Source organism: Draconibacterium orientale (genome assembly GCF_900111425.1).
Lineage (GTDB): Bacteria > Bacteroidota > Bacteroidia > Bacteroidales > Prolixibacteraceae > Draconibacterium > Draconibacterium orientale.
Map to the genome: position 1 here is coordinate 94,256 of NZ_FOHT01000013.1, position 20,917 is coordinate 115,172.

The following is a 20,917-nucleotide window of genomic DNA, read 5'->3' on the forward strand; positions in this document are numbered from 1 at the left end:
TCCTTTAAATTTATGATTAATCCTGTTGCTAATTAAAATACCGGCTCAATAGTAAAACTATATTGGTAGTCTTTTGCCGGAATCTGGTATTTCTTCATGGGTTGTGCTCCCCATGAGTTGTCGCCGGCCACACCCATTTGTAACATGTCGGTGCAGATAAATACGCCATCTTTTTTAACAATGTCGTTGGTGTGGCGGTAGTCGTTGCGGTCTTCCATATCAAAATCTTCGATAGGATTATGTAGAGTAGAGAATCCGATAACCGGATCGCCCGATATTTTTAAGCCCAGGCCATTTTCGTTTCTTAACTCGAACCAGCGCGCATCGGTTTTATAACCGTTCTCCTGCGGACGAACGTAGTTAAAATACTGGTTGCCCACTTTGCTTTCGTAAATGCCCACAAAGGCACTGTGGTTGCGGTCGATGTAATTTTCGTGCGGACCACGGCCTAAATATTTCAGGTTATCGAAATTCACCGGCATTTCCCAGCGCATGCCAATTCTCGGAATGTTGGGGAGTTCAGTGTTCGATGTTTCAAACGTGCTTGTTACTTCAATTTTACCGTTTCCATCAACAACATGAACAACAGTTTGTGCTGCTTCAATTTTTTCAAAATTGTATTTTGTTGTCAGGTAGATTTTGTTGTTATCGGTTTTTGTTGCTGTAACGCTTGCTGGTTCCAGGTTGCGTGATACTTCGCGCCAAATGCCCAGGCGGCCCAGCATGTTGCTGCCTTTGTCGTTGTCGTTTGCCGGACGCCAGAAGTTTACCTGAGGCCCTTTTTGAAGCAATTCGGTACCGTTAACTTTGTAAGATGAAAGTGTTCCGTTTGTTTTGTCGAAAGTGAGTTTAAACTGCAAACCATTTACAATAAAGGCATCCGTTGTTTCTTTCAGACTTACAGCAGGGAGCAGTTGTTTCTGAGCTGCAGCTTTCATCTCAATGGCCTGAGCGAATTGTTCGTGCGCTACTTCAAATCCGGCATTTCTAAAGGGTTTATCTTCTTTCAGTGTAACCGAAAAATCGATAAAGAATTCAGAAGCTTTGGGTGCATTGAAAGCAACTTTTAAGTCCGAATCAATGGTGAATTCTTTTGATTCGCCGGGTTTGAGGTTCATGTCTTCCACAACACCACGGCTTACAATTTTACCATCGCAGGTAGCTGTCCAGCTGATTTCATAATCGCTCAGATCGATAAAATCGTGCATGTTGGTAATTTTGTAGCCGCCGTCAACCTGGTCGAATTTCACATTCTGATACGCATATTTCACCTCCCAAAGTGCAGGGTGCGGTGTGTAATCGGCCGAGATAATTCCGTTGCAAACAAAGTTGTAATCGGTAGGCATATTTTCTCCGTAGTCGCCACCGTAGGCCCAGAATTCAGTACCATCGTCAGCTTTTTTTACCAGCGCCTGATCTATCCAGTCCCAAATGTAACCACCTTGCAGCTGGTCGTTACGATCGCGGTTGAAAACGTCCCATAAATCTACCAGGTTACCGTTGCTGTTTCCCATGGCATGCGAATATTCGCTCGAAATAAATGGTTTGCTTCGGTGTTCTGCGGCGTACCATTCCAACGAAGAAACTCCGGGATATTGAGGACAGTAAATATCGGTATTGTCGCCCATTTCGGCACGTTCGTAATGAACAGGGCGCGAAATGTCGCGTGCTTTTATTGCTTTGTAAACTTCAGTGAAAACTTCTCCGTCGCCGGCTTCGTTACCCATCGACCAAACGATTACCGACGGATGGTTTTTATCGCGCTCTACCATGCGCATATTGCGGTCGACATGAGCCGCTGTCCATTCTGGTTTTTTGGCCAGCGAATGTTCTCCGTAATACATTCCGTGCGATTCAATGTTGGCTTCATTGGTAACATACAGGCCGTATTTATCACATAAATTATAAAAACGTTCGTCGTTAGGGTAGTGGCTGGTGCGCACCGCGTTGATGTTGAACTGTTTCATCAGCTCAATTTCTTTAATCATCGCTTCTTCGCTTACTACATGGCCTTTGTATTGGTCGTGTTCGTGGCGGTTAACACCTTTTATGGTAACCGGAACTCCGTTGATATGGAATACCGCGTCGATGATTTCAACTTTGCGGAAACCTAATTTTGAACTAACAGCTTCAACAGTGTTGCCGTTTTTGTCAATCAAACTAATTACCAGCGAATATAAATTGGGTGTTTCTGCCGTCCATTTTTTTACATCAGTTATTTGTTCGTCAGAAAAATGAACAGCAGCATTTTCTTTTTTATTGATTTTTACCTCCTGTTGGCGGCTTAGCAGCGAAGAGCCACTCTCATCGTAAATGCTGTATTTTACGGTGTAGTTACCTGATTTCAGTTTCGAAGTGTGATTGCTTAAATCAACATCGAGGCTGAAAAGTCCGTTTTTGTATTCGGCATCCAGATCGGGGCGGGCAAAAAAGTCACGGATACGTACTTTGGGTGTGGAATAAAGAAATACATCGCGTTCAATTCCGCTGATGCGCCAAAAATCCTGGGCTTCAAGGTACGAACCGTCCGACCAGCGGTAAACTTCAGCCGCAACAACATTTTCGCCTTCTTTCAGGTATTTGGTAATATCCCATTCTGCCGGTGTTTTGCTACCTTGCGAGTAGCCCACTTTCTGGCCGTTAATCCACAGGTAAAAAGCCGATTTTACAGCTCCAAACTGGATAAAAACCTGGCGGCCTTCCCAGTTTTCAGGAATGGTAAACGTTCGGCGGTACGAGCCCACGGGATTGTAATCGTGTGGCACCTTACCCGGTTCGGCCGGATAGATGTTATCTACAAATTTCATCTCAGGAGAAACCGGTTTTTTGTAATCCGAGAATTCATACTGATGATTCACATAAATGGGCACGCCATAACCTTCCAGTTCCCAGTTGGCCGGAACGGGAATATCGTTCCAGTCGGAAACATCGTAATCCGGCTGGTAAAAATCAGCAGGTCGGTCAGCCGGTTTTCGTACCCAGTTAAATTTCCAGGTTCCACTTAGTGTTTGGTAATAAACCGATTGATGTGGCTTTTGTGTTAAAGCATCTTCAACCGCGCCAAAAGGCATCAGGCTGGCATGCGGTTTTTCTTTGTTGATGTTGAAAACAGCCGGATTCTCCCAGTCTGCAGGTTGATTTTGAGCACGAAGAAATACCGTGCTGAGTAAGAGGGCAAAAAGGATACTGAAATGCTTCATTGTTTTGAAAAATATTTAAAAGTATAATTGATGTAAGTTAATAAATTTCAAAGATACATTTTTTTAAGCTGATAAGTTGATTGTGATTTTCACAAGATGTTCGCCTTTTAACAATATATAGGCTGATTTTTGAAATCTATAGCCGTTCGATTTACGAATGTTGTTTTTTAAGTTGTTAAAATACAATGTTATAGGGGTGGTGTTTCTTCGCGTGGAATGATTTTAAAAAACATTAAATATTTGTCAGATTTAAAATATAATCCTACTTTCGTGCACGTACACGGAAACTGATTTTTACATTGAATAATTACTAAACTTGTATCATGGAATTTGGAAAATATAGTTTCGGGGTGGGCGATCGCTTCAACCACGAAGGACAGGCACAACTCCGTGCCTTAATTAAAGCAAATAAAAAGGGTATTGCAGTAACTCCGGTTTGGAATAAATCGAATCGCGAGCACGACATTGTGCATTCGGAGCCGCTTGGAACCCGCGAAGAAGCCGACGCAGCTGTTAAGGCTCTTGCATGGGAAAATCCGTATTTTGTTGATGCCGATCATATCAATCTTGGAAACGTGGATCGTTTTATCGAGCCAAGTAACTTTTTTACGCTCGACGTGGCTATGTACATTGGTAACGAGGCATCGGTTGAAGATGTGGCAGCCTTTAAAGAAACCTGCAAGTTGCTCGGAGATGTGGTAACTATTCCGGGAATTGAAGAACCCATACAGATTACCAAAGAACTGCTGGAAGACGTTGCCGGTAAATACCTGGCAGCCATTAAAGAGGCCGGAAAAATTTACCGCCACATTGAAACGGTAAAAGGCAAAGGCAACTTTGTTACTGAAGTTTCGATGGACGAAGTAGAGGCTCCGCAAACTCCGGTGGATATGTTTTTCATTTTAAAAATGATTGCCAACGAAAATATTCCGGCGCAAACTATCGCGCCCAAATTTACCGGTCGTTTTAATAAGGGTGTGGATTATGTGGGCGATGCAGAGCAGTTTGCCAAAGAATTTGAGCAGGATGTGTTGGTTATCGACTATGCCGTAAAAGAATTTGGCTTGCCGGCCGATCTGAAGCTCAGTGTTCACTCGGGATCGGATAAATTTACGATTTACCCGATAATGGCCGATATCATTAAAAAATACGATAAGGGGCTGCACGTAAAAACTGCCGGAACAACATGGCTCGAGGAAGTAATTGGTTTGGCCGTTTCGGGCGATGAAGGTTTGGTTGTTGCGAAAGAAATTTACAAGAAAGCGCTGAATCGGAAAGACGAACTGTGTGCGCCTTATGCCGATGTGATCGACATCGACGATTCGAAACTGCCAACAGCCGAAGAGGTTGAGGGCTGGGCCGGCGAGAAATTTGGAAACACTTTACGTCATATTCCGGGCCATGCCGATTATAATCCCAACTTCCGCCAGTTAATTCATGTCGGCTACAAAGTGGCTGCGGAAATGGGCGAACGCTATACCGGATTGCTTAAAAAATATGCTGATGTTGTTGGGGCTTGTGTAGAAGAAAATATCTACGATCGTCATTTAAAACGGTTATTCGACTTATAATATAACTCCGGACTTCGGGCTACCGTCTTCCGACTTTCTTACAATTATGAAACAATTTATGGACAAAGATTTCCTTCTGCAAACTGATGTGGCGAAGGAATTATATCACAATCATGCGGCTAAAATGCCGATTTTTGATTACCACTGTCATATCAATCCGCAGGAGATTGCCGAGGACAAAGAATATGATAACATCACGCAGCTTTGGTTGTACGGCGACCATTACAAATGGCGCGGAATGCGTACCAACGGTGTTGACGAAAAGTATTGTACCGGAAATGCCAGCGACTGGGAGAAATTTGAAAAGTGGGCCGAAACAGTACCGCATACTTTGCGTAACCCACTGTTTCACTGGACGCACCTGGAACTGAAAAAATTCTTTGGAATCGATAAGGTTTTAAGTCCGGCTACGGCCAGAGAGATTTGGGAAGAATGTAATGCTAAATTACAAACACCGGAATATTCATGCCGCGGAATTATAAAAATGGCCAACGTGCATACCATTTGTACAACCGACGATCCGGTGGATTCGCTGGAATATCACCGAGCCATAAAAGCTGACGGTTTTGAAACAAAAGTATTACCCGCCTGGCGCCCCGATAAAGCAATGGCTGTAGAGAACGCAGCTTCATATAATGCTTATTTAAGCGAGTTGGAAGAGGCTGCCAACATTAATATTAAAAGCTTTGGCGATTTAATGGATGCGCTGGACGATCGTCATGAGTATTTTCACCTGAATGGTTGTCGGTTGAGCGACCATGGTGTTGAAACTATTTTGGCAGAGGATTATACCGAAGCCGAAATTGAAAAGATCTTCAGCAAAGTCCGTAAAGGCGGAACACTTACAAAAGAAGAAGTAGTGAAATTCCAGTCGTGCATGTTGTACGAATTCGGAATTATGGATCACTCGCGTGGCTGGACGCAACAATTTCATATTGGCGCTTTACGAAACAACAATACGCGCTTATTTAAGAAACTGGGACCGGATACCGGATTCGACTCAATTGGTGATTTTGATATTGCACGTCCGCTTTCACGATTGCTCGATCGTTTGGACATGGAGAATAAATTATCGAAAACAATATTGTATAATCTGAATCCGCGCGACAACGAGCTGATGGCAACTATGATCGGAAACTTCCAGGATGGTTCAGTTCCCGGGAAAATGCAGTACGGTTCGGGCTGGTGGTTCCTCGATCAGAAAGACGGCATGGAAAAACAAATGCAGGCGCTGTCGAACCTGGGATTGTTAAGCCGTTTTGTGGGAATGTTAACCGATTCGCGCAGTTATCTGTCGTACTCGCGTCACGAATATTTCCGTCGTACCTTGTGTAATCTGCTGGGCAACGATGTTGAAAATGGCGAAATTCCTTACGATATGGAGCTGCTGGGAAGCATGGTTGAAAACATCTGTTTCAATAACGCAAAAGCTTATTTTAATTTTAAGTAAAAACACATTGATTTTAAGGCAATCATACAAGATATTTTAAGAGAAAGATATCTTTGCAATCGATTGCATAAGTAATAGACTAAATCATGGCAAAATTGGAAATTAAATCAAAATCCGAATGTATCTACGACTGTATTTCTCTTGGTGAAGTAATGTTACGGCTGGATCCGGGAGAAGGCAGAATAAGAACCACACGTCAGTTTCGTGCCTGGGAAGGCGGTGGCGAATACAACGTATCGCGCGGCCTCAGAAGATGTTTTGGAAAGAAAACAGCGATTATAACCGCACTGGCCGACAACGAAGTTGGTGCCCTAATTGAAGATTTTATGCTTCAGGGCGGTTTGGATACGCAATTCGTTAAATGGGTGGATTACGATGGTTGCGGACGAACTGTGCGTAACGGATTAAACTTTACTGAAAGAGGTTTTGGAATTCGTGGTGCAAAAGGGGTTTCCGACCGTGGAAATACGGCAGCATCGCAACTAAAACCCGGCGATATCGACTGGGAATACATTTTCGGAACGCTTGGAGTTCGCTGGATGCACACCGGCGGTATTTTCGCTGCACTGTCGGAAACTGCGGCCGAAACAGTTATCGAAGCAGTGAAAATTGCTAAAAAGTACGGCACTATTGTTTCTTACGATTTGAATTACCGCCCATCGCTTTGGAAAGCTATTGGCGGAGAAGCTAAAGCGCAGGAAGTAAACCGCGAGATTGCCAAATATGTGGATGTGATGATCGGTAACGAAGAAGATTTTACAGCGTGTTTGGGACTGGAAGTTGCTGGAAACGAGGAGAATCTGAAAGAACTGGATTTGGCAGGTTACAAAAGCATGATTGAAAATGCAATAAAAGAATTTCCAAACTTCAAGGTAATAGCTACAACATTACGTACAGTAAAAACAGCAACAGTAAATTCATGGGGTGCAATTTGTTATGCTGATGGTGTAATTCATGAAGCGCAACACCGCGAAGATCTGGAAATTATGGATCGTGTAGGTGGTGGCGACAGCTTTGCATCAGGATTAATTTATGGTTTTCTGGAATTTAACGATGGAGCAAAGGCCGTGGAATATGGAGCAGCACACGGTGCATTGGCAATGACGACTCCGGGCGACACAACCATGGCAACTTTGTCGGAAGTAGAAAAAATAATTGGTGGCGGAAGCGCACGTGTTGACCGATAACGCCCCTCCAACCTCCCCGAGGGGAGGCTCCTACGGGCTGCATTTTTTTGAAGATTATTCTATAAACAGGAGATTCTTCAAAATAGAATAACGGTGAACGAATAAAAAAATAAGATTAATAAAATAGAATAATAAACACTGGTTGTCCTGTTGTTTATAAAATATGAACAACAGGATTTTCAGTTCTCCCCCTTGGGGGAGCTAGAGGGGGCTTAATTATGGCAAGATTTTCAAGAATAGAAGTAGCATTAACAATGAAAGAAACCGGAATGGTGTCGGTATTCTATCATCAGGATGTAGAGGTTTGTAAAGCGGTGGTAAAAGCCTGTTACGATGGTGGAGTGCGTTTGTTCGAATTCACCAATCGTGGCGATTTTGCGACGCTTGTTTTTGCTGAGTTAAACAAATGGACAATTGAAAACTGTCCGGAAATGATAATGGGAGTGGGGTCAATTGTCGATGAGGCCACAGCTGCCATGTACATCGCTTTGGGAACCAACTTTGTTGTTGCTCCGCTAATTGATGAAGGCACGGCAAAAGTTTGCAACAAACGCAAAATTGCCTGGAGCCCGGGTTGTGGTTCGGTTACCGAAATTGGTCGTGCACACGAGCTGGGTGCCGAGGTGGTAAAAATTTTCCCCGGATCGCAAGTGGGAGGACCAAGCTTTGTAAAAGCCGTAAAAGGACCAATGCCTTACGCCAGCATAATGCCAACGGGTGGTGTTTCTCCTGATGAAGAGAACCTGAAACAATGGTTTGACGCCGGTGTAACCTGTGTGGGAATGGGATCGCAGTTGTTCCCGAAAGAAGTTTTGGCCGAAAAAAATTATGCCTATATTACCGAAAAATGTGCCGGGGCACTGAAAATTATCAGCGATCTGACAACATAAAACAGCCGCCTGAAACGGCGGAATTCTAAATCAATTTTATCTAATGAGAACTAAAATCGTTAAAGCTTTTTCTTTGGTTTTTGTGGTGGTATTTCTTCTGGGATGCACCGAAACCAAACAACATAAAGTCTTAAAACTGGCTCACGGTCTCGACCCAACTCACCCGGTTCATAAGGGTATGGTGTTTATGGCCGAGCGTCTGGCTGAAAAATCAGGCGGAAAATTAACCATCGATATTTACCCCAGCGGACAGTTGGGTTCCGAGCAACAGTGTGTTGAGTTGTTGCAGATTGGAAGTCTGGCAATTACCAAAGTTTCGGCAGCGGTAATGGAAAGTTTTACACCAAAATTCAAAGCCCTGGGATTGCCTTATGTCTTCCGCTCGAAAGAACATTCGTTTAAAGTGTTTGATGGGGAAATAGGCAAAGAATTGTTGCTGGGAACGGAAGAATACTGGATTCGGGGTTTGTGTTTTTACGATGCCGGTTTCCGTAGTTTTTATACCATCGACAAGCCCATTAATACGCCTGATGATTTGAAAGGTTTAAAGATCAGGGTGATGAAAAGTCAGTCAGCCATGGAAATGGTGCGTGCTTTAGGTGGTTCACCAACACCAATTTCGTGGGGCGAATTGTACACCGCACTACAAAGCGGAGTGGTTGACGGCGCCGAAAACAACGAGCCAAGTTTATACACTTCGCACCACTACGAGGTTTGTAAACAGTACTCATTAGATGAACATACCTGTGTGCCCGATGTGCTGATCATCAGTACAAAAGTATGGAATACACTAAGCGAACAGGAACAAAAATGGTTGCAGGAAGCTGCCGACGAATCGGTTCCTGTGGAACGAAAATATTGGGCAGAATCGGTAGAAGAATCGTTGCGAATTGTTCAGGAGAATGGTGTTAAAATCAATTATCCCGATAAAGAACTATTTGCAAAGAAAGTTGCCCCGTTATTGGATAAATACAGAAAAGACGAAGTTTTGGGCGATATCTTACGTCGTATTGAAGCCGTTAAATAGAAATTGATAAGCAAGAGATTATGACTATCAGAGAAAAAATAGATAAAGTAATCGAGATCTTGTTGGTTTCGATTATGAGCATATTGGTACTCGATGTGCTTTGGCAGGTATTTAGCCGCTACGTTTTGTCCGCACCAAGTTCGTTTACCGACGAGCTGGCCGGGTTCCTTTTAATTTGGGTAGGAATGTTGGGCGCTGCTTATGTGGCCGGTAAAAATGAACACCTCGCCATCGATTTGATGCTGCAAAAAATGAAAGGCGTTAAAAAACGTCGCATGCAAACTTTTATTAATACACTGGTTGGTTTGTTTGCCTTGTTCGTAATGGTATTTGGTGGCTCGTGGTTGGTTTATACTCGTTTTTACCTTAATGTAAAATCAGCTGCACTTGCACTGCCATTAGGCTATGTTTACCTTATTGTACCACTAAGCGGATTGCTTATTATTTATTATGCTATTGATAATTCACTGAACCAAAATATTGAAGAGTAATGGAATTTTTAGGAGTAATTGTACTTGTAGTAAGCTTTATAATTTTACTTGTAATTGGAGTTCCCATTGCTATCAGTATCGGAATTTCTGGAATTTTAACTATGCTGGTAACCATTATGCCACTGCCTGCCGCAACAACATTTGCGCAGCGAATGGCAACGGGGTTGGATAGTTTTGCGCTGCTGGCCATACCATTTTTTATACTGGCAGGGAATATTATGAACAAGGGCGGGATAGCTATCCGGCTTATTAATTTTGCACGTGTTTTGGTTGGTCGCTGGCCTGCCGGACTGGCGTTTGTTAATGTTTTTGCGAACATGCTTTTTGGAGCCATTTCCGGGTCTGCTGCTGCATCGGCATCTGCAATCGGCAGTATTATGATGCCCGAAATGAACAAAGAAGGTTACGACAAAAACTTTAGTGCCGCGGTAAATATCACATCGGCAACAACGGGTTTGTCTATTCCGCCAAGTAATATCCTCATTGTATATTCGCTGGCCAGTGGTGGTGTTTCCATTACCGCACTTTTTCTTGCCGGCTATGCACCGGGTATTTTAACCGGTTTGGCGATTATGGCCGTGGCTTTGGGAATGTTTTCGTACAAACATTTTGGATTTAGCGGAATGGTGCGCAACCTCGGTAAATTCTTCGCCGTTATCGCATCGCTTGCATTGGTAATTGTAGGCTTGATTAAGGTAAACAGTGCATTTTCTGCAGGAGTAGCCACAGCCATTTATGGAGGAATTGGTGCTTTGTTCCTGGGCGGAATTGGCTATTACGGCAGCCGTCATAAAAAGGGCGCAGTAAATGCTTTAAAAACACTTTGGCGCGCTTTCCCGAGTTTGATGATGCTGGTGATTGTTATCGGAGGTATTGTTGCCGGTTTCTTTACAGCAACCGAGGCTTCGGCAGTGGCTGTATTATACGCTTTGGTGCTGGCATTTATTTATCGTGAAATGACCATAAAAGATCTTCCAGATGTAATTCTACGCTCGGTAAAAACAACAGCGTTTGTGTTATTGCTTGTAGCAACATGTATTGGTTTATCGTGGATTATGGCTTACGAAAATATTCCACAAAATGTAAGTGAAGCCTTATTGGCATTGAGCGATAATAAATTTGTCATTCTGCTGATTATAAACTTGATTCTGCTGTTTGTGGGTGTGTTTATGGACATGACTCCGGCAGTATTGATCTTTACGCCGATATTCCTGCCAATCGTTACCAATTTAGGATTGGAACCTGTACACTTCGGAATTATTATGGTACTGAACCTGAGTGTTGGTTTGGGAACGCCTCCGGTTGGATCGTTGTTATTCATAGGCTGCAGTGTTAGCCAGGTAAAAATTGAAACGGTGATAAAACCACTTATCCCGATGTTTATAGCCATGATAGTTTGTTTGTTGCTGGTAACGTATATTCCAGAAATCTCGATGTGGCTGCCGCAAAGCCTGGGATTTTAGCGACTTAAAATTTGTGTTTTATATTGGCTCTACGGGGTTAATATAAAACACAAATCTCCATACTTTCTTTATTTTCGCTCCCATGAAGTTATTTGTTTTCGATTTGGACTTTACCCTTTGGGATGCAGGAGGAACCTGGTGCGATGCAACAAATCCACCTTATTACTGGAGCGACGGAGTCTTGCTTGATCAGTCGAACAGCGAGATGGAATTGTACCCTGATGTGATTCCAGTATTGGAAGAATTAAAAAGGAACAATCGCAAAATTGCCGCAGCTTCACGCACTTTCGAACCCTCCTGGGCACAAGACCTGCTTCACCTTTTTGATATCGACAAGTATTTCGATTTGAAAGAAATTTATCCGAGCAGTAAAATCCAACACTTCTCAAAAATTAAAAAGCATTTTGGAATGGCTTATTCCGAAATGGTTTTCTTTGATGACGAACACCGCAATATTCACGAAGTTCGAAAACTGGGCGTTGAAGCGGTTTTTGTTGCCGACGGGCTTAAAAAAGAAGATGTACTTAGGTACTTGTAATATTGGCTTTAGGTAAATCATCCCCTTGCTCTGGGGAATTTAAACACGTATAAATCAGTTTATTCTTGCTCCGTTTCAGTATAAAAAATCATGCCGGGTGGTAAGCAGCACCTATATTTGCATTATACAAACCCGATAGATAGTTTAGTTAGAAATAGTTTAGTTAGAAGTTAAAAACCCTGTTACATTGTGATAAAATAAAAATCCCGGATTGGACGCCCGGGATTTTTTTTATGCCAACAATCGAAGCTGGGTAGTGGCTCATTTACGGCAGTCTCTGAATGGCTTTTATAAAGTTATCACATCAGCTTATTATTTCATTATTGAGCGCCTTAACCTCAGTATTTCGGCAGTCGTAATTTCAGTATTTTGGCTAGTTGAATTCAGTAACACATATCATATATTGTATTCTAACATAATTACTTTTGTAACATACAAACCCCGCTAGAAATAGAGGAGGAGAATTATTAAGATTCTTTTAGTTGTTTAAAAAGACTGGATTAAAAAATCCCGGAGTGGACGCCGGGATTTTTTTTATTTCAAGTATGCCAATTGTTTTCAGCTTGAGCTTTAAGTGAAACGATGAAAATACATTGGTAAATGCCGGTAGTAGCACAATGAGAGTAGGGTGATTCATGAACCAAATACTTGAAATGGTTGCTAACCGGTACAATTAAATTCTGTAAAAAAAAGAGTGCTCCCGGACGCGAGCACTCTTTTATGCCAATTTGATTATAAAATGCCGTATTGGATATGCCGGTTATTTTCCGTTTGTACAAGGCGAAAAATTTTAGCATAGCCGAGCTACGTTAGAATTTTTCAACGCAGTAGAAACGGAAAAGAACAAATTCATATGCGGCATTTTGTGGTCAATTTGGTATTATTATCTTGAAATCTTTTATTTTATAAAGCAACCGAAGTGCTTGTAGTGCCTGCTTTTTGCGAGATGTATTCAAGCGTTACTTCACCTTTTCCCCGAACAATAAATTCGTATTCTGCCGAACTGTGCCCCGGAATGGCAAAGAACTGAACCTCAGGTTTATGTTCCTTGTAGCTTACCTGATCGAGGCGGTAATCATTTATTTTACCGCCGGCAATAACTTTGGCGCCCGAAACTTTCAGGTGGTCGATAGTATATAATTTATCTTTAACAGCCTGGGCGGTCATGGTCGATAAACCGTTTTTGTTTGTTAAGCGAACCCGAATTCGTTTCAGGTTATTACTAAGCTCTTTTACCTCAAATACATCCATTTCCACTTTTGGTGTTTCGTTAGCTGCCAGCAGTACTACCGAGGCGTTGCGGTGCACCAAATCGGGCAGCATAAACGGATGAGGCAAACGAGAGCTCATTTTTACCCAGCCACCAATTTCAATTTCGCCGTAAACGGGGTGGTTGTAGGGGTGCCAGTCTTTGTACAATTCGCCCTGCGCCACATTGTCGTTAAATTTTAGCTGTTCGCGGTTCCGCTCGGTACGGTCATTTTCAGAACCGGCTGAAGGTTTAGCACTTTTCGCCTTGTAGGTTTCCTGCTCGCGCATAAACAGTTCGCCAACAAAGGTATATGACCCATGTACAAAGAACATTTGCCCGTCGGAGTCACCAAAAGTTGGGTAAAGTTCAACCGAGGTCATGTAAACATAGCCGGGCGTAATTTTAATGGCTTCTTTACCGATAACATCGTAGGCGGCAATATCCGAAGCCGGAAGAGCTGTTGTATTATCAGCCGGAACACGAAGCCACATACCACCTGAGTTATGGAATGAAAAGTTAACGATGATATTGGGGTGTTTTGCTGCAAACTCATCAACAGCTTTTATTCCAATTCCTGAGAACGGAAAGTTTCCGGCACCACGCTGAACGTAGGGTGGTTGCCAGTGGTAGCCCCAGTTACGGTTCGGATCGAGATAACCTTCAGCATCTTCATTAAATCTGCCGTCGCCATCGTTGTCAATTCCTTCCGAGCCCAAAATAGTGTATTCCCCTTTTTCGCCGGGTTTTACGCGAACCATAATACGCGGATCTTCCGGATCGGGTTTATAATTTCCGTTCGGATCTTTTATACGCATCTGGCAAATGCTGCCGTCGCCATCCAGGTCATCCGGGGCATCTTCATCAAATAAGCCGTCGCCATCGTCGTCTTTCGGAATGCGGATACTTCGGCTTGAACTTGGCGTGTGTGCATCCTTAAAAAAGTGGTTGCGCCCATCCACATTCACCACCGGAATAATGTAGTGTACGTTGCTATCGACAGCTTTTGTAACCTGCTCGTTTTTGCCATATTTGGTCAACAACATATTGGCGTAGTACAGGCATACTTCACCGGCCTGAACCTCGTTGCCGTGAATATTGCCGTCAACCCAAACACCCGGTTTGTCGTGTTCGGCACCGGTTTTTTTGTTGTTGATGGTAAGGGCATAAATTTTCAATCCTTCTTCGCTTTCGCCAACCGATTCCAGTTTGGTCAGATCAGGATAAGCCTCATGAAGTACTTCCAGTGCTTTTACCACATCGTCGTAATCGTAATATCGGTCGAAACGCAGCGGTACTTCAATCTTTGGCTCATTGGCGGCAAATACCGCAACTGCCACTGAGAATATTACTAGTAATGAAAATATTTTGCGTATCATGATTAACCTCCAATTTTAATTTGTTCAACTACATCGGTAAAAACTGCCGATTCAATTCCGGCAGTAATACTTGTGTTTTTGCTTGCTTTCAGCAGCCAGGCGTATTTTTTTACCTGGTTGGCACCAATTGCTCCAACGGGTGTGCGCAGTTTGCCTTCCAATAGTTCCATATCGCCATCGAGCGTAAGAATTACAGGAGCCGGCTGGCCATTTCGCTGTCCCATTGAAATCGGGGAGGGAAGCGCTCCGTTGTTGGCCACATACAATTCCAGTTTGAAAATTCCGCCACCCATGTCGGTTACTTTTTTGTCGGCAATGGCGAACTCTGGCAGTTCGTTTGATAATTGGAGCAACCAGGGCAATTGCGTTGCCAGTAAAGGCTCGATCTTGTCAGCTTTTGGCGTCGTTTCCAGGTAAGGCGCATAACCACCCACTTCTACTTCATCAAAATCGGGATGATCCACTTTTGTCCAGGCAACAAATCCTGCACCGTCCAATTCTGCATCAGAATAAGCCAGCAGAGTTTTGTCTTTTTCGCTCAATTCATCCTTTTTATCCGGCTTTTCCTCTTTCTTTTTCTTGTCATCCGAGGCGTCTTTGTCCTCCTCTTTTTTCGCTTCTTCTTTTACTTTCGGAACGGAAAATAGTTGCATGCTAAACGATGGCACGCCGAGGTGGTAATACGCCCACAATTCAAAAGAACCATCTTTTGCCGGAACCGGATCCAGGGTTTCAGTGCTAAAATCTTTTGCTTTCAGGTACTTTTTATACGCTTCGGCATATTTTTCATAGAAAACCAGGTCGTCTTCCAGTGGATTAGTGGCCGGCCCCAAACTCAGGCAGCTGGCCACCAACGATGCAGTAACCTCGGTACCCGGAGATACGACCGCTTTAAACAACTCGATTGCTTCGTTCATGGTGTAGGTTTTATTGGCATCGGCGTTAAGCATGGAGGCATAACGGCGCGGAATTTTTAATTTATCGAGGTTGGCATCGCCTTTACGGCCGCCTTTTGGCGGAACCAGGCAGAAGTTTGATGTGCCCAAAGTATAAACCATCGAGATCTCGGGTCGGTCGAAAATAAAACGCAGTATTCCATACACTTCAGGTGTTTGGCCTGCAAACAAACCGGCCTCCTTATTTTCATAAGGGAAAAGGTGCGGAAAGGCAATTCCCACGTTAATTCCGCCAGTACCGTCTTCGTTATATAAACCGTCTTTGTCGTTGTCAAATCCTTCTGTCAGCACTTTATAGGCCCCACGTTCGCCTTCTTTTTTATCGGCTTTTTTCATTAGCCGTGCATCTTCTTTCGAAACAATATAGCTGCCTTCAATGCTTTTAATACGCATTTGAGTGATCAGTCCGTCGCCGTTCAAATCATCCGGACCATCTTCATTGGTGGCCTCGTCTCCATCGTTATTTATTTTAAAAAGGTTGGTGGCCTGCCCGGTTTTTAATGCCGAAAAATAAACCGCAGAAGCATCAGGATTAGGCTGTGGCATGATGTACCATTTTACATTTTTGGTGTAAGCCGTTGAATCCATTAACAGTTTTGCCAGGTACAGCGCGCCCTCCGTGGCCAGGGGTACATTCCCCTCGAAATTGGCACCCACAAAAATTGCCGGAACATCGCTGAGGTTTGCGCCAATTTCCAATACGGTAATCGGTTCGCCACCCGGACTTTCGGCAATGTTGTGCAATTTGGCATTTCCCGAAGAAAATTCGTTTAACATTTGCTGAACTTCCCGGTTGGTGTGGTATTTCTCAAAACCGGTATCAGACTGCGCTTTTAGGCCGGAGCTGATAAAAATAAGCATCCCGGAAAAGCACAAGCAGAGTAGTTTTTTGACCATAATAAATGTGTTTTTTTATGAATGATTTTTTAAATTTTGATTCGTCGATTAGGCGCGCTACAACCAATAATGAAAGAAATATGTTCAAACCATAGTGTGAAAATTACATTAATTTCTTAAAAAAGCAGAATTTACTGACATAAATATGATGGAGTTCCCGGTTTTGATGTCGGTTCTGCTTTTTCTTTTATTCAGAAATGTATTTGATAGTGCCAAAAAGTATAAATTTAGTGTCAGTTTATGTATTGCTAATGCTGTTAAAGAGCTTTAATTTTATGTTCTTAAAATTTACTAAACCAAATAAAACAAACAAAATGAAGCATTCAATAGCTTTACTTAAATCATTCCTTTTAATTGTAATTCTAAGTGTTTTTTCATCAGTGCTTTATGCAAAAACAGGTGTAAAAAAACTTGTTTGCGAGTACCACGAAAATCCTGTTGGTATTGATGTCGAACAACCAAGGTTAAGCTGGCAACTTTATTCCGATCAGCAGAATGTAGTTCAGTCGGCCTACGAAATCAGGGTGGCAGGCACGGTGAAAGATTTGTCATCAAAAAGTAAACAGTTGTGGAATTCGGGAAAGATTGAATCCGATCAGTCGGTAAATGTTGTTTATGGCGGGCCGCAACCCGAATCGATGCAACGTATGTACTGGCAGGTGCGGGTTTGGGATAATACCGGCAAAGCAAGTGGCTGGAGCGAACCGGCCTACTGGGAAATGGGAATTCTGGAGCCCGAGTTATGGAAAGCGTCGTGGATTACTTTGCCCAACGAACCGGAGTCAGAAGGTTCAAAGCCGGCACAGTATTACCGCAATGAATTTTCCACTTCAAAAACGATAAAATCGGCACGGGCGTATGTAACCTCGCACGGGCTGTATCAGCTGTTTTTAAATGGCGATAAAGTAGGCGACCAGTTGTTTACACCCGGCTGGACCAGCTACAATAAACGTTTGCAATACCAGACTTACGATGTAACCAGAATGTTGCAGAAAGAGAACGCTGTGGGTGTTGTTTTGGGCGATGGCTGGTACCGCGGAAATATAGGCTGGAGTAGTGCCGATGGTTATTACGGAAGTAAACTGGCACTGTTATTTCAGCTGAAAATTGATTATACCGACGGGAGCAGCGAGTGGATAGTAAGCGATAAAAACTGGAAAGTAAACAATGGCCCGATACGCAAATCGGATATCTATAACGGGGAGACTTACGATGCACGTTTGGAATTGACAGGCTGGACAAGTAACGGATTTAACGCTGCTGACTGGAAGAGTGTTGAAGAAACAGATCAATCAAAAGATCTGTTGATTGCACCTCAGGGGGTGCCTGTAAAAGCTGTTGAAGAGCTTAAGCCAATTGAATTTATTACTACGCCAAAAGGCGAAAAGGTGTACGACATGGGCCAGAACATGGTTGGCTGGGTACGCATAAAAATGAAAGGTAAAGAGGGGCAAAAAGTGCAACTGAAATTTGCTGAAGTACTTGATAAAGAAGGTAATTTTTATACCGCTAACTTACGAGGAGCAGAATGCACTGATACCTATATTTTCGGGAAAGACGGAGAGGCTGTTTACGAACCTAAATTTACTTTCCATGGTTTCCGCTACCTGCAGTTGATAGGTTTTGATGAGCTGCCGGCCAAAGAAGACATAACCGGTGTGGTTATTTATTCGGATATGGAGCCAACCGGCACATTTGCCTGTAACGATGAAATGATCAATCAGCTGCAGCACAATATTCAGTGGGGACAAAAAGGGAATTTCCTTGATGTGCCAACTGACTGTCCGCAACGCGACGAACGTTTAGGCTGGACCGGAGATGCACAGGTATTTAGCATGACTGCCGGATACAATTTTAACGTGGCTGCATTTTACACCAAGTGGATGAAAGATGTGGAAGCCGATCAGCTTGACAATGGCGCTATTCCACATGTGATTCCTGATGTGTTGAATGGCCAGGGAGGCGCTACCGGATGGGCCGATGCAGTAGCTATAATTCCGTGGTCGGTGTATAAAATTTATGGCGATACGCGTATTCTTAAAGAAAGTTACCCGGCCATTACCAAATGGGTAGGTTATATGAATGAACGGGCAGGCGACGATTATCTGTGGACGGGCGATGCTCATTTTGGCGACTGGCTGGCTTATGCCACAACAAGTTCGGATTACCCGGGAGCCACCACCGAAAAAGACCTGCTGGCAACGGCTTATTTTTATTACACAACTACTTTAACGTCCAAAATCGCCCGGCTAATTGGCAAACCACAGGATGCCGAAAAGTATAAACAACTGGCAGCAAACATAAAAACGGCTTTTAACGCCGAGTTTGTTACGCCCAACGGACGTCTGGTTTCGCACACGCAAACGGCTTATGTTAACGCGCTTACGTTTGGCATATTGCCCGATAGTATGGTTGACGATGCAGCTGCTTACCTGGCAAAAGATGTGGAGAAATTCAGACACCTCACCACCGGCTTTTTAGGTACGCCAATTTTATGCCCGACACTTTCGGCCATTGGCCGCGACGATTTAGCCTTTATGTTGCTGAACCGCAAAGATTACCCATCGTGGTTATACCCGGTTACACAAGGCGCAACAACAATATGGGAGCGCTGGGACGGACAAAAGCCCGACGGATCGTTCCAGGATGTGGGAATGAACAGCTTTAACCATTATGCTTACGGTGCAATTGGCGAGTGGCTGTACAACCATGTGGCCGGTATAAAAGTTGACGAAAACAATCCGGGGTACAAGAAATTCTTCCTGGCACCAAATCCGGGCGGTGGTTTAACCCATGTAAATGCAACTTTCGATTCGATGTATGGAAAGATCGTTTCCGACTGGAAGGTTAGCGACGGACAAATGACCTACCAGGTTGAAGTACCTGCAAACACTTCTGCCGAAGTGGTGCTGCCAAAAGCAAAAGTAGCCGAAGTTACCATGCCCGGCAATTTAAAATCAAACGCAAATCAAAACGGAGCAGATGTAACGGTAACCGTAGGATCGGGAGCTTATACCTTTACATATCCGATGGCGAACCAATAATTTTTTCGTAGCCCTTACGGACTACGCTATAAAATACCGGACTTTCAGTCTTGTAGGATAAAAGGGGCAAAACCCCGGCACGTAACAGCATCGTTCGTAAGGGCGATGCTGTTGTATTTTATTGGATAAGGAGTGCAATTTGTCTTTTTACAAAATCTAAACTATCTTGTGCTTAACAAAAAACTATTCATTTACCCAAATCGAAAAAAATGCCAGCAATCAACCAAACAAACAAGCCCGACGAAGTAAAATCGTCGCGTCCAAATCAACCCGTTCCTTCGTTTTTGCAGGAAGCCGAAAACCTTTATGTATGGTGTGTTGATGATATTCCTGAACTGAAAAAAGCCGGTATTGATGAGGACCTGATAAACAACTTGCCGGAAAACATTAAAGCTTGTCGTGATGCTCAAACCCTGTGGAAAAAGAAACTAAAAACGCCGGGCGAAGCACAGGTGCAATGGAATTTACAACTACCGGAAGCCCGTCAATTAGCAGCAGAACTGTTACGTAGCATGCGCTTTGCCTTTCGGAATAATGCCGATTTATTAGCCCGTCTAAAATATATTACAAAAGGTAACGGCTATGCAAATCTTATTCAGAAGCTGAATGATTTGGCGCTACTGGGGGGCAAATACAAGCAACAGCTTACAGCTGTTGGATTTGATCTGGGATTGTTTGATACGGCAATCGCAAAATCGAAAGAGTTAGCCGGTTTGTGGGCACAAACTAAAAACGAAAATGCCCGTTTAGATGAAGTGGCAGTTGTGCGTAATAAAGCGTTCTGGACCTTGCATCAGCAGGTATCAGAAATCCGCGCGGCCGGCCAGTATATCTTTCGCCACCGAAAAGACCGTTATGTGGGTTACGTCAGTCAATACTGGAAGAAAAAGGATAAACGCAAAAACAATTCTGCCAGCTAAATCCCGTCATCGTATCAAATATTGTTATGCGAGGTGCTCCTAAAAGGGCACGAGGGATAATTATATACCTGCGAGGGATATATAATAGCATGCGAGGGACTTATAATATTACGCGAGGGACAAAAAACAGGGTGCGAGGGAACCTCGCATACTAATATTAATACCTCGCATGCAATTATTAGTACCTCGCGTATATAAAAAAGTACCTCGCATAATGATAATAATCCCTCGCATGTATTTATTAGTCCCTCGCACGGCAATATTGTGTACTGGGATAGCAATTATTCTTGCAGCCCTAACAAACTATGCTAAAAATAACGAGTGCTTCGGGGCAAGGAAATGAATGCCAGACGTCAGGAAATAGCTGCTTCAGGTTAAGAAACTAACAATTGAAGTCAGGCAATAATCGTTTCATACAGAATATATCGAGCTTGTGCAACTTTTTCTGTTCGGAACGGTTCTTAATAAAAGTTAAAATATTGCACGATATTTAGCGATATTAAATTATAGAATGGTGATCTTAATTACTTTCGCTAAGTATTAAAATATGTAAAATCGCCACGAAAACAATTAGCTTGAGTAAATGCACATGTTTATTCAAGAAAAGAAAACATAGTCAGTTGATTCTCTTTATCTTAGCTGCTAATTAGCCAGG

Annotated in this window: 13 protein-coding genes; 10 read left to right on the plus strand and 3 right to left on the minus strand. The window is 43.2% G+C overall.

What is annotated here, in order from left to right:
* Positions 1 to 32: 32 nt before the first annotated feature.
* Positions 33 to 3,200, minus strand: a complete 3,168-nt coding sequence (gene lacZ, locus BMW53_RS09115; RefSeq protein ID WP_038560261.1) for a beta-galactosidase, LacZ type — start codon at positions 3,198 to 3,200, stop codon at positions 33 to 35.
* Positions 3,201 to 3,523: 323 nt separating this feature from the next.
* Here lacZ and BMW53_RS09120 point away from each other — a divergent pair, with 323 nt between their 5' ends.
* The 8 genes from BMW53_RS09120 (at position 3,524) to BMW53_RS09155 (ending at position 11,817) form a co-directional block, all read left to right on the plus strand.
* Entirely contained in the window at positions 3,524 to 4,771 is a 1,248-nt protein-coding gene (locus BMW53_RS09120) for a tagaturonate epimerase family protein (RefSeq protein WP_038560264.1), read from the plus strand.
* 46 nt (positions 4,772 to 4,817) lie between these two features.
* On the plus strand, positions 4,818 to 6,221 hold the full coding sequence (gene uxaC, locus BMW53_RS09125; RefSeq protein WP_038560267.1) for a glucuronate isomerase: 1,404 nt from the start codon (positions 4,818 to 4,820) through the stop codon (positions 6,219 to 6,221).
* An 86-nt stretch (positions 6,222 to 6,307) separates the two neighbouring features.
* A complete protein-coding gene (locus BMW53_RS09130) occupies positions 6,308 to 7,408 on the plus strand; it encodes a sugar kinase (protein ID WP_038560270.1) in 1,101 nt (366 codons plus the stop codon).
* 218 nt (positions 7,409 to 7,626) lie between these two features.
* Positions 7,627 to 8,298, plus strand: coding sequence for a bifunctional 4-hydroxy-2-oxoglutarate aldolase/2-dehydro-3-deoxy-phosphogluconate aldolase (locus tag BMW53_RS09135; protein WP_038560273.1), 672 nt, complete (start codon positions 7,627 to 7,629; stop codon positions 8,296 to 8,298).
* A 43-nt stretch (positions 8,299 to 8,341) separates the two neighbouring features.
* Positions 8,342 to 9,325, plus strand: a complete 984-nt coding sequence (locus BMW53_RS09140; protein ID WP_038560276.1) for a TRAP transporter substrate-binding protein — start codon at positions 8,342 to 8,344, stop codon at positions 9,323 to 9,325.
* 20 nt (positions 9,326 to 9,345) lie between these two features.
* Positions 9,346 to 9,816: a TRAP transporter small permease gene (locus BMW53_RS09145; RefSeq protein ID WP_174416374.1), complete on the plus strand. Its 471-nt coding sequence runs from the start codon at positions 9,346 to 9,348 to the stop codon at positions 9,814 to 9,816.
* On the plus strand, positions 9,816 to 11,279 hold the full coding sequence (locus BMW53_RS09150; protein WP_038560278.1) for a TRAP transporter large permease: 1,464 nt from the start codon (positions 9,816 to 9,818) through the stop codon (positions 11,277 to 11,279). Before BMW53_RS09145 ends, BMW53_RS09150 begins: the two co-directional genes overlap by 1 nt.
* 82 nt (positions 11,280 to 11,361) lie before the next feature.
* On the plus strand, positions 11,362 to 11,817 hold the full coding sequence (locus BMW53_RS09155; protein WP_074780543.1) for a magnesium-dependent phosphatase-1: 456 nt from the start codon (positions 11,362 to 11,364) through the stop codon (positions 11,815 to 11,817).
* Between the two features lie 903 nt (positions 11,818 to 12,720).
* Here the strand turns inward: BMW53_RS09155 and BMW53_RS09160 are convergent.
* Positions 12,721 to 14,445, minus strand: coding sequence for a M14 family metallopeptidase (locus tag BMW53_RS09160; RefSeq protein ID WP_139178069.1), 1,725 nt, complete (start codon positions 14,443 to 14,445; stop codon positions 12,721 to 12,723).
* A 2-nt stretch (positions 14,446 to 14,447) separates the two neighbouring features.
* Entirely contained in the window at positions 14,448 to 16,298 is a 1,851-nt protein-coding gene (locus tag BMW53_RS09165; RefSeq protein ID WP_081804861.1) for a M14 family metallopeptidase, read from the minus strand.
* A 314-nt stretch (positions 16,299 to 16,612) separates the two neighbouring features.
* Here BMW53_RS09165 and BMW53_RS09170 point away from each other — a divergent pair, with 314 nt between their 5' ends.
* Both BMW53_RS09170 and BMW53_RS09175 read left to right on the plus strand, forming a co-directional pair.
* Positions 16,613 to 19,342: a glycoside hydrolase family 78 protein gene (locus BMW53_RS09170; RefSeq protein WP_038564979.1), complete on the plus strand. Its 2,730-nt coding sequence runs from the start codon at positions 16,613 to 16,615 to the stop codon at positions 19,340 to 19,342.
* Between the two features lie 209 nt (positions 19,343 to 19,551).
* Positions 19,552 to 20,262 carry a hypothetical protein gene (locus BMW53_RS09175; RefSeq protein ID WP_038560284.1) on the plus strand — a complete coding sequence of 237 codons (711 nt, stop codon included), beginning with the start codon at positions 19,552 to 19,554 and terminating at the stop codon, positions 20,260 to 20,262.
* Positions 20,263 to 20,917 lie beyond the last annotated feature (655 nt).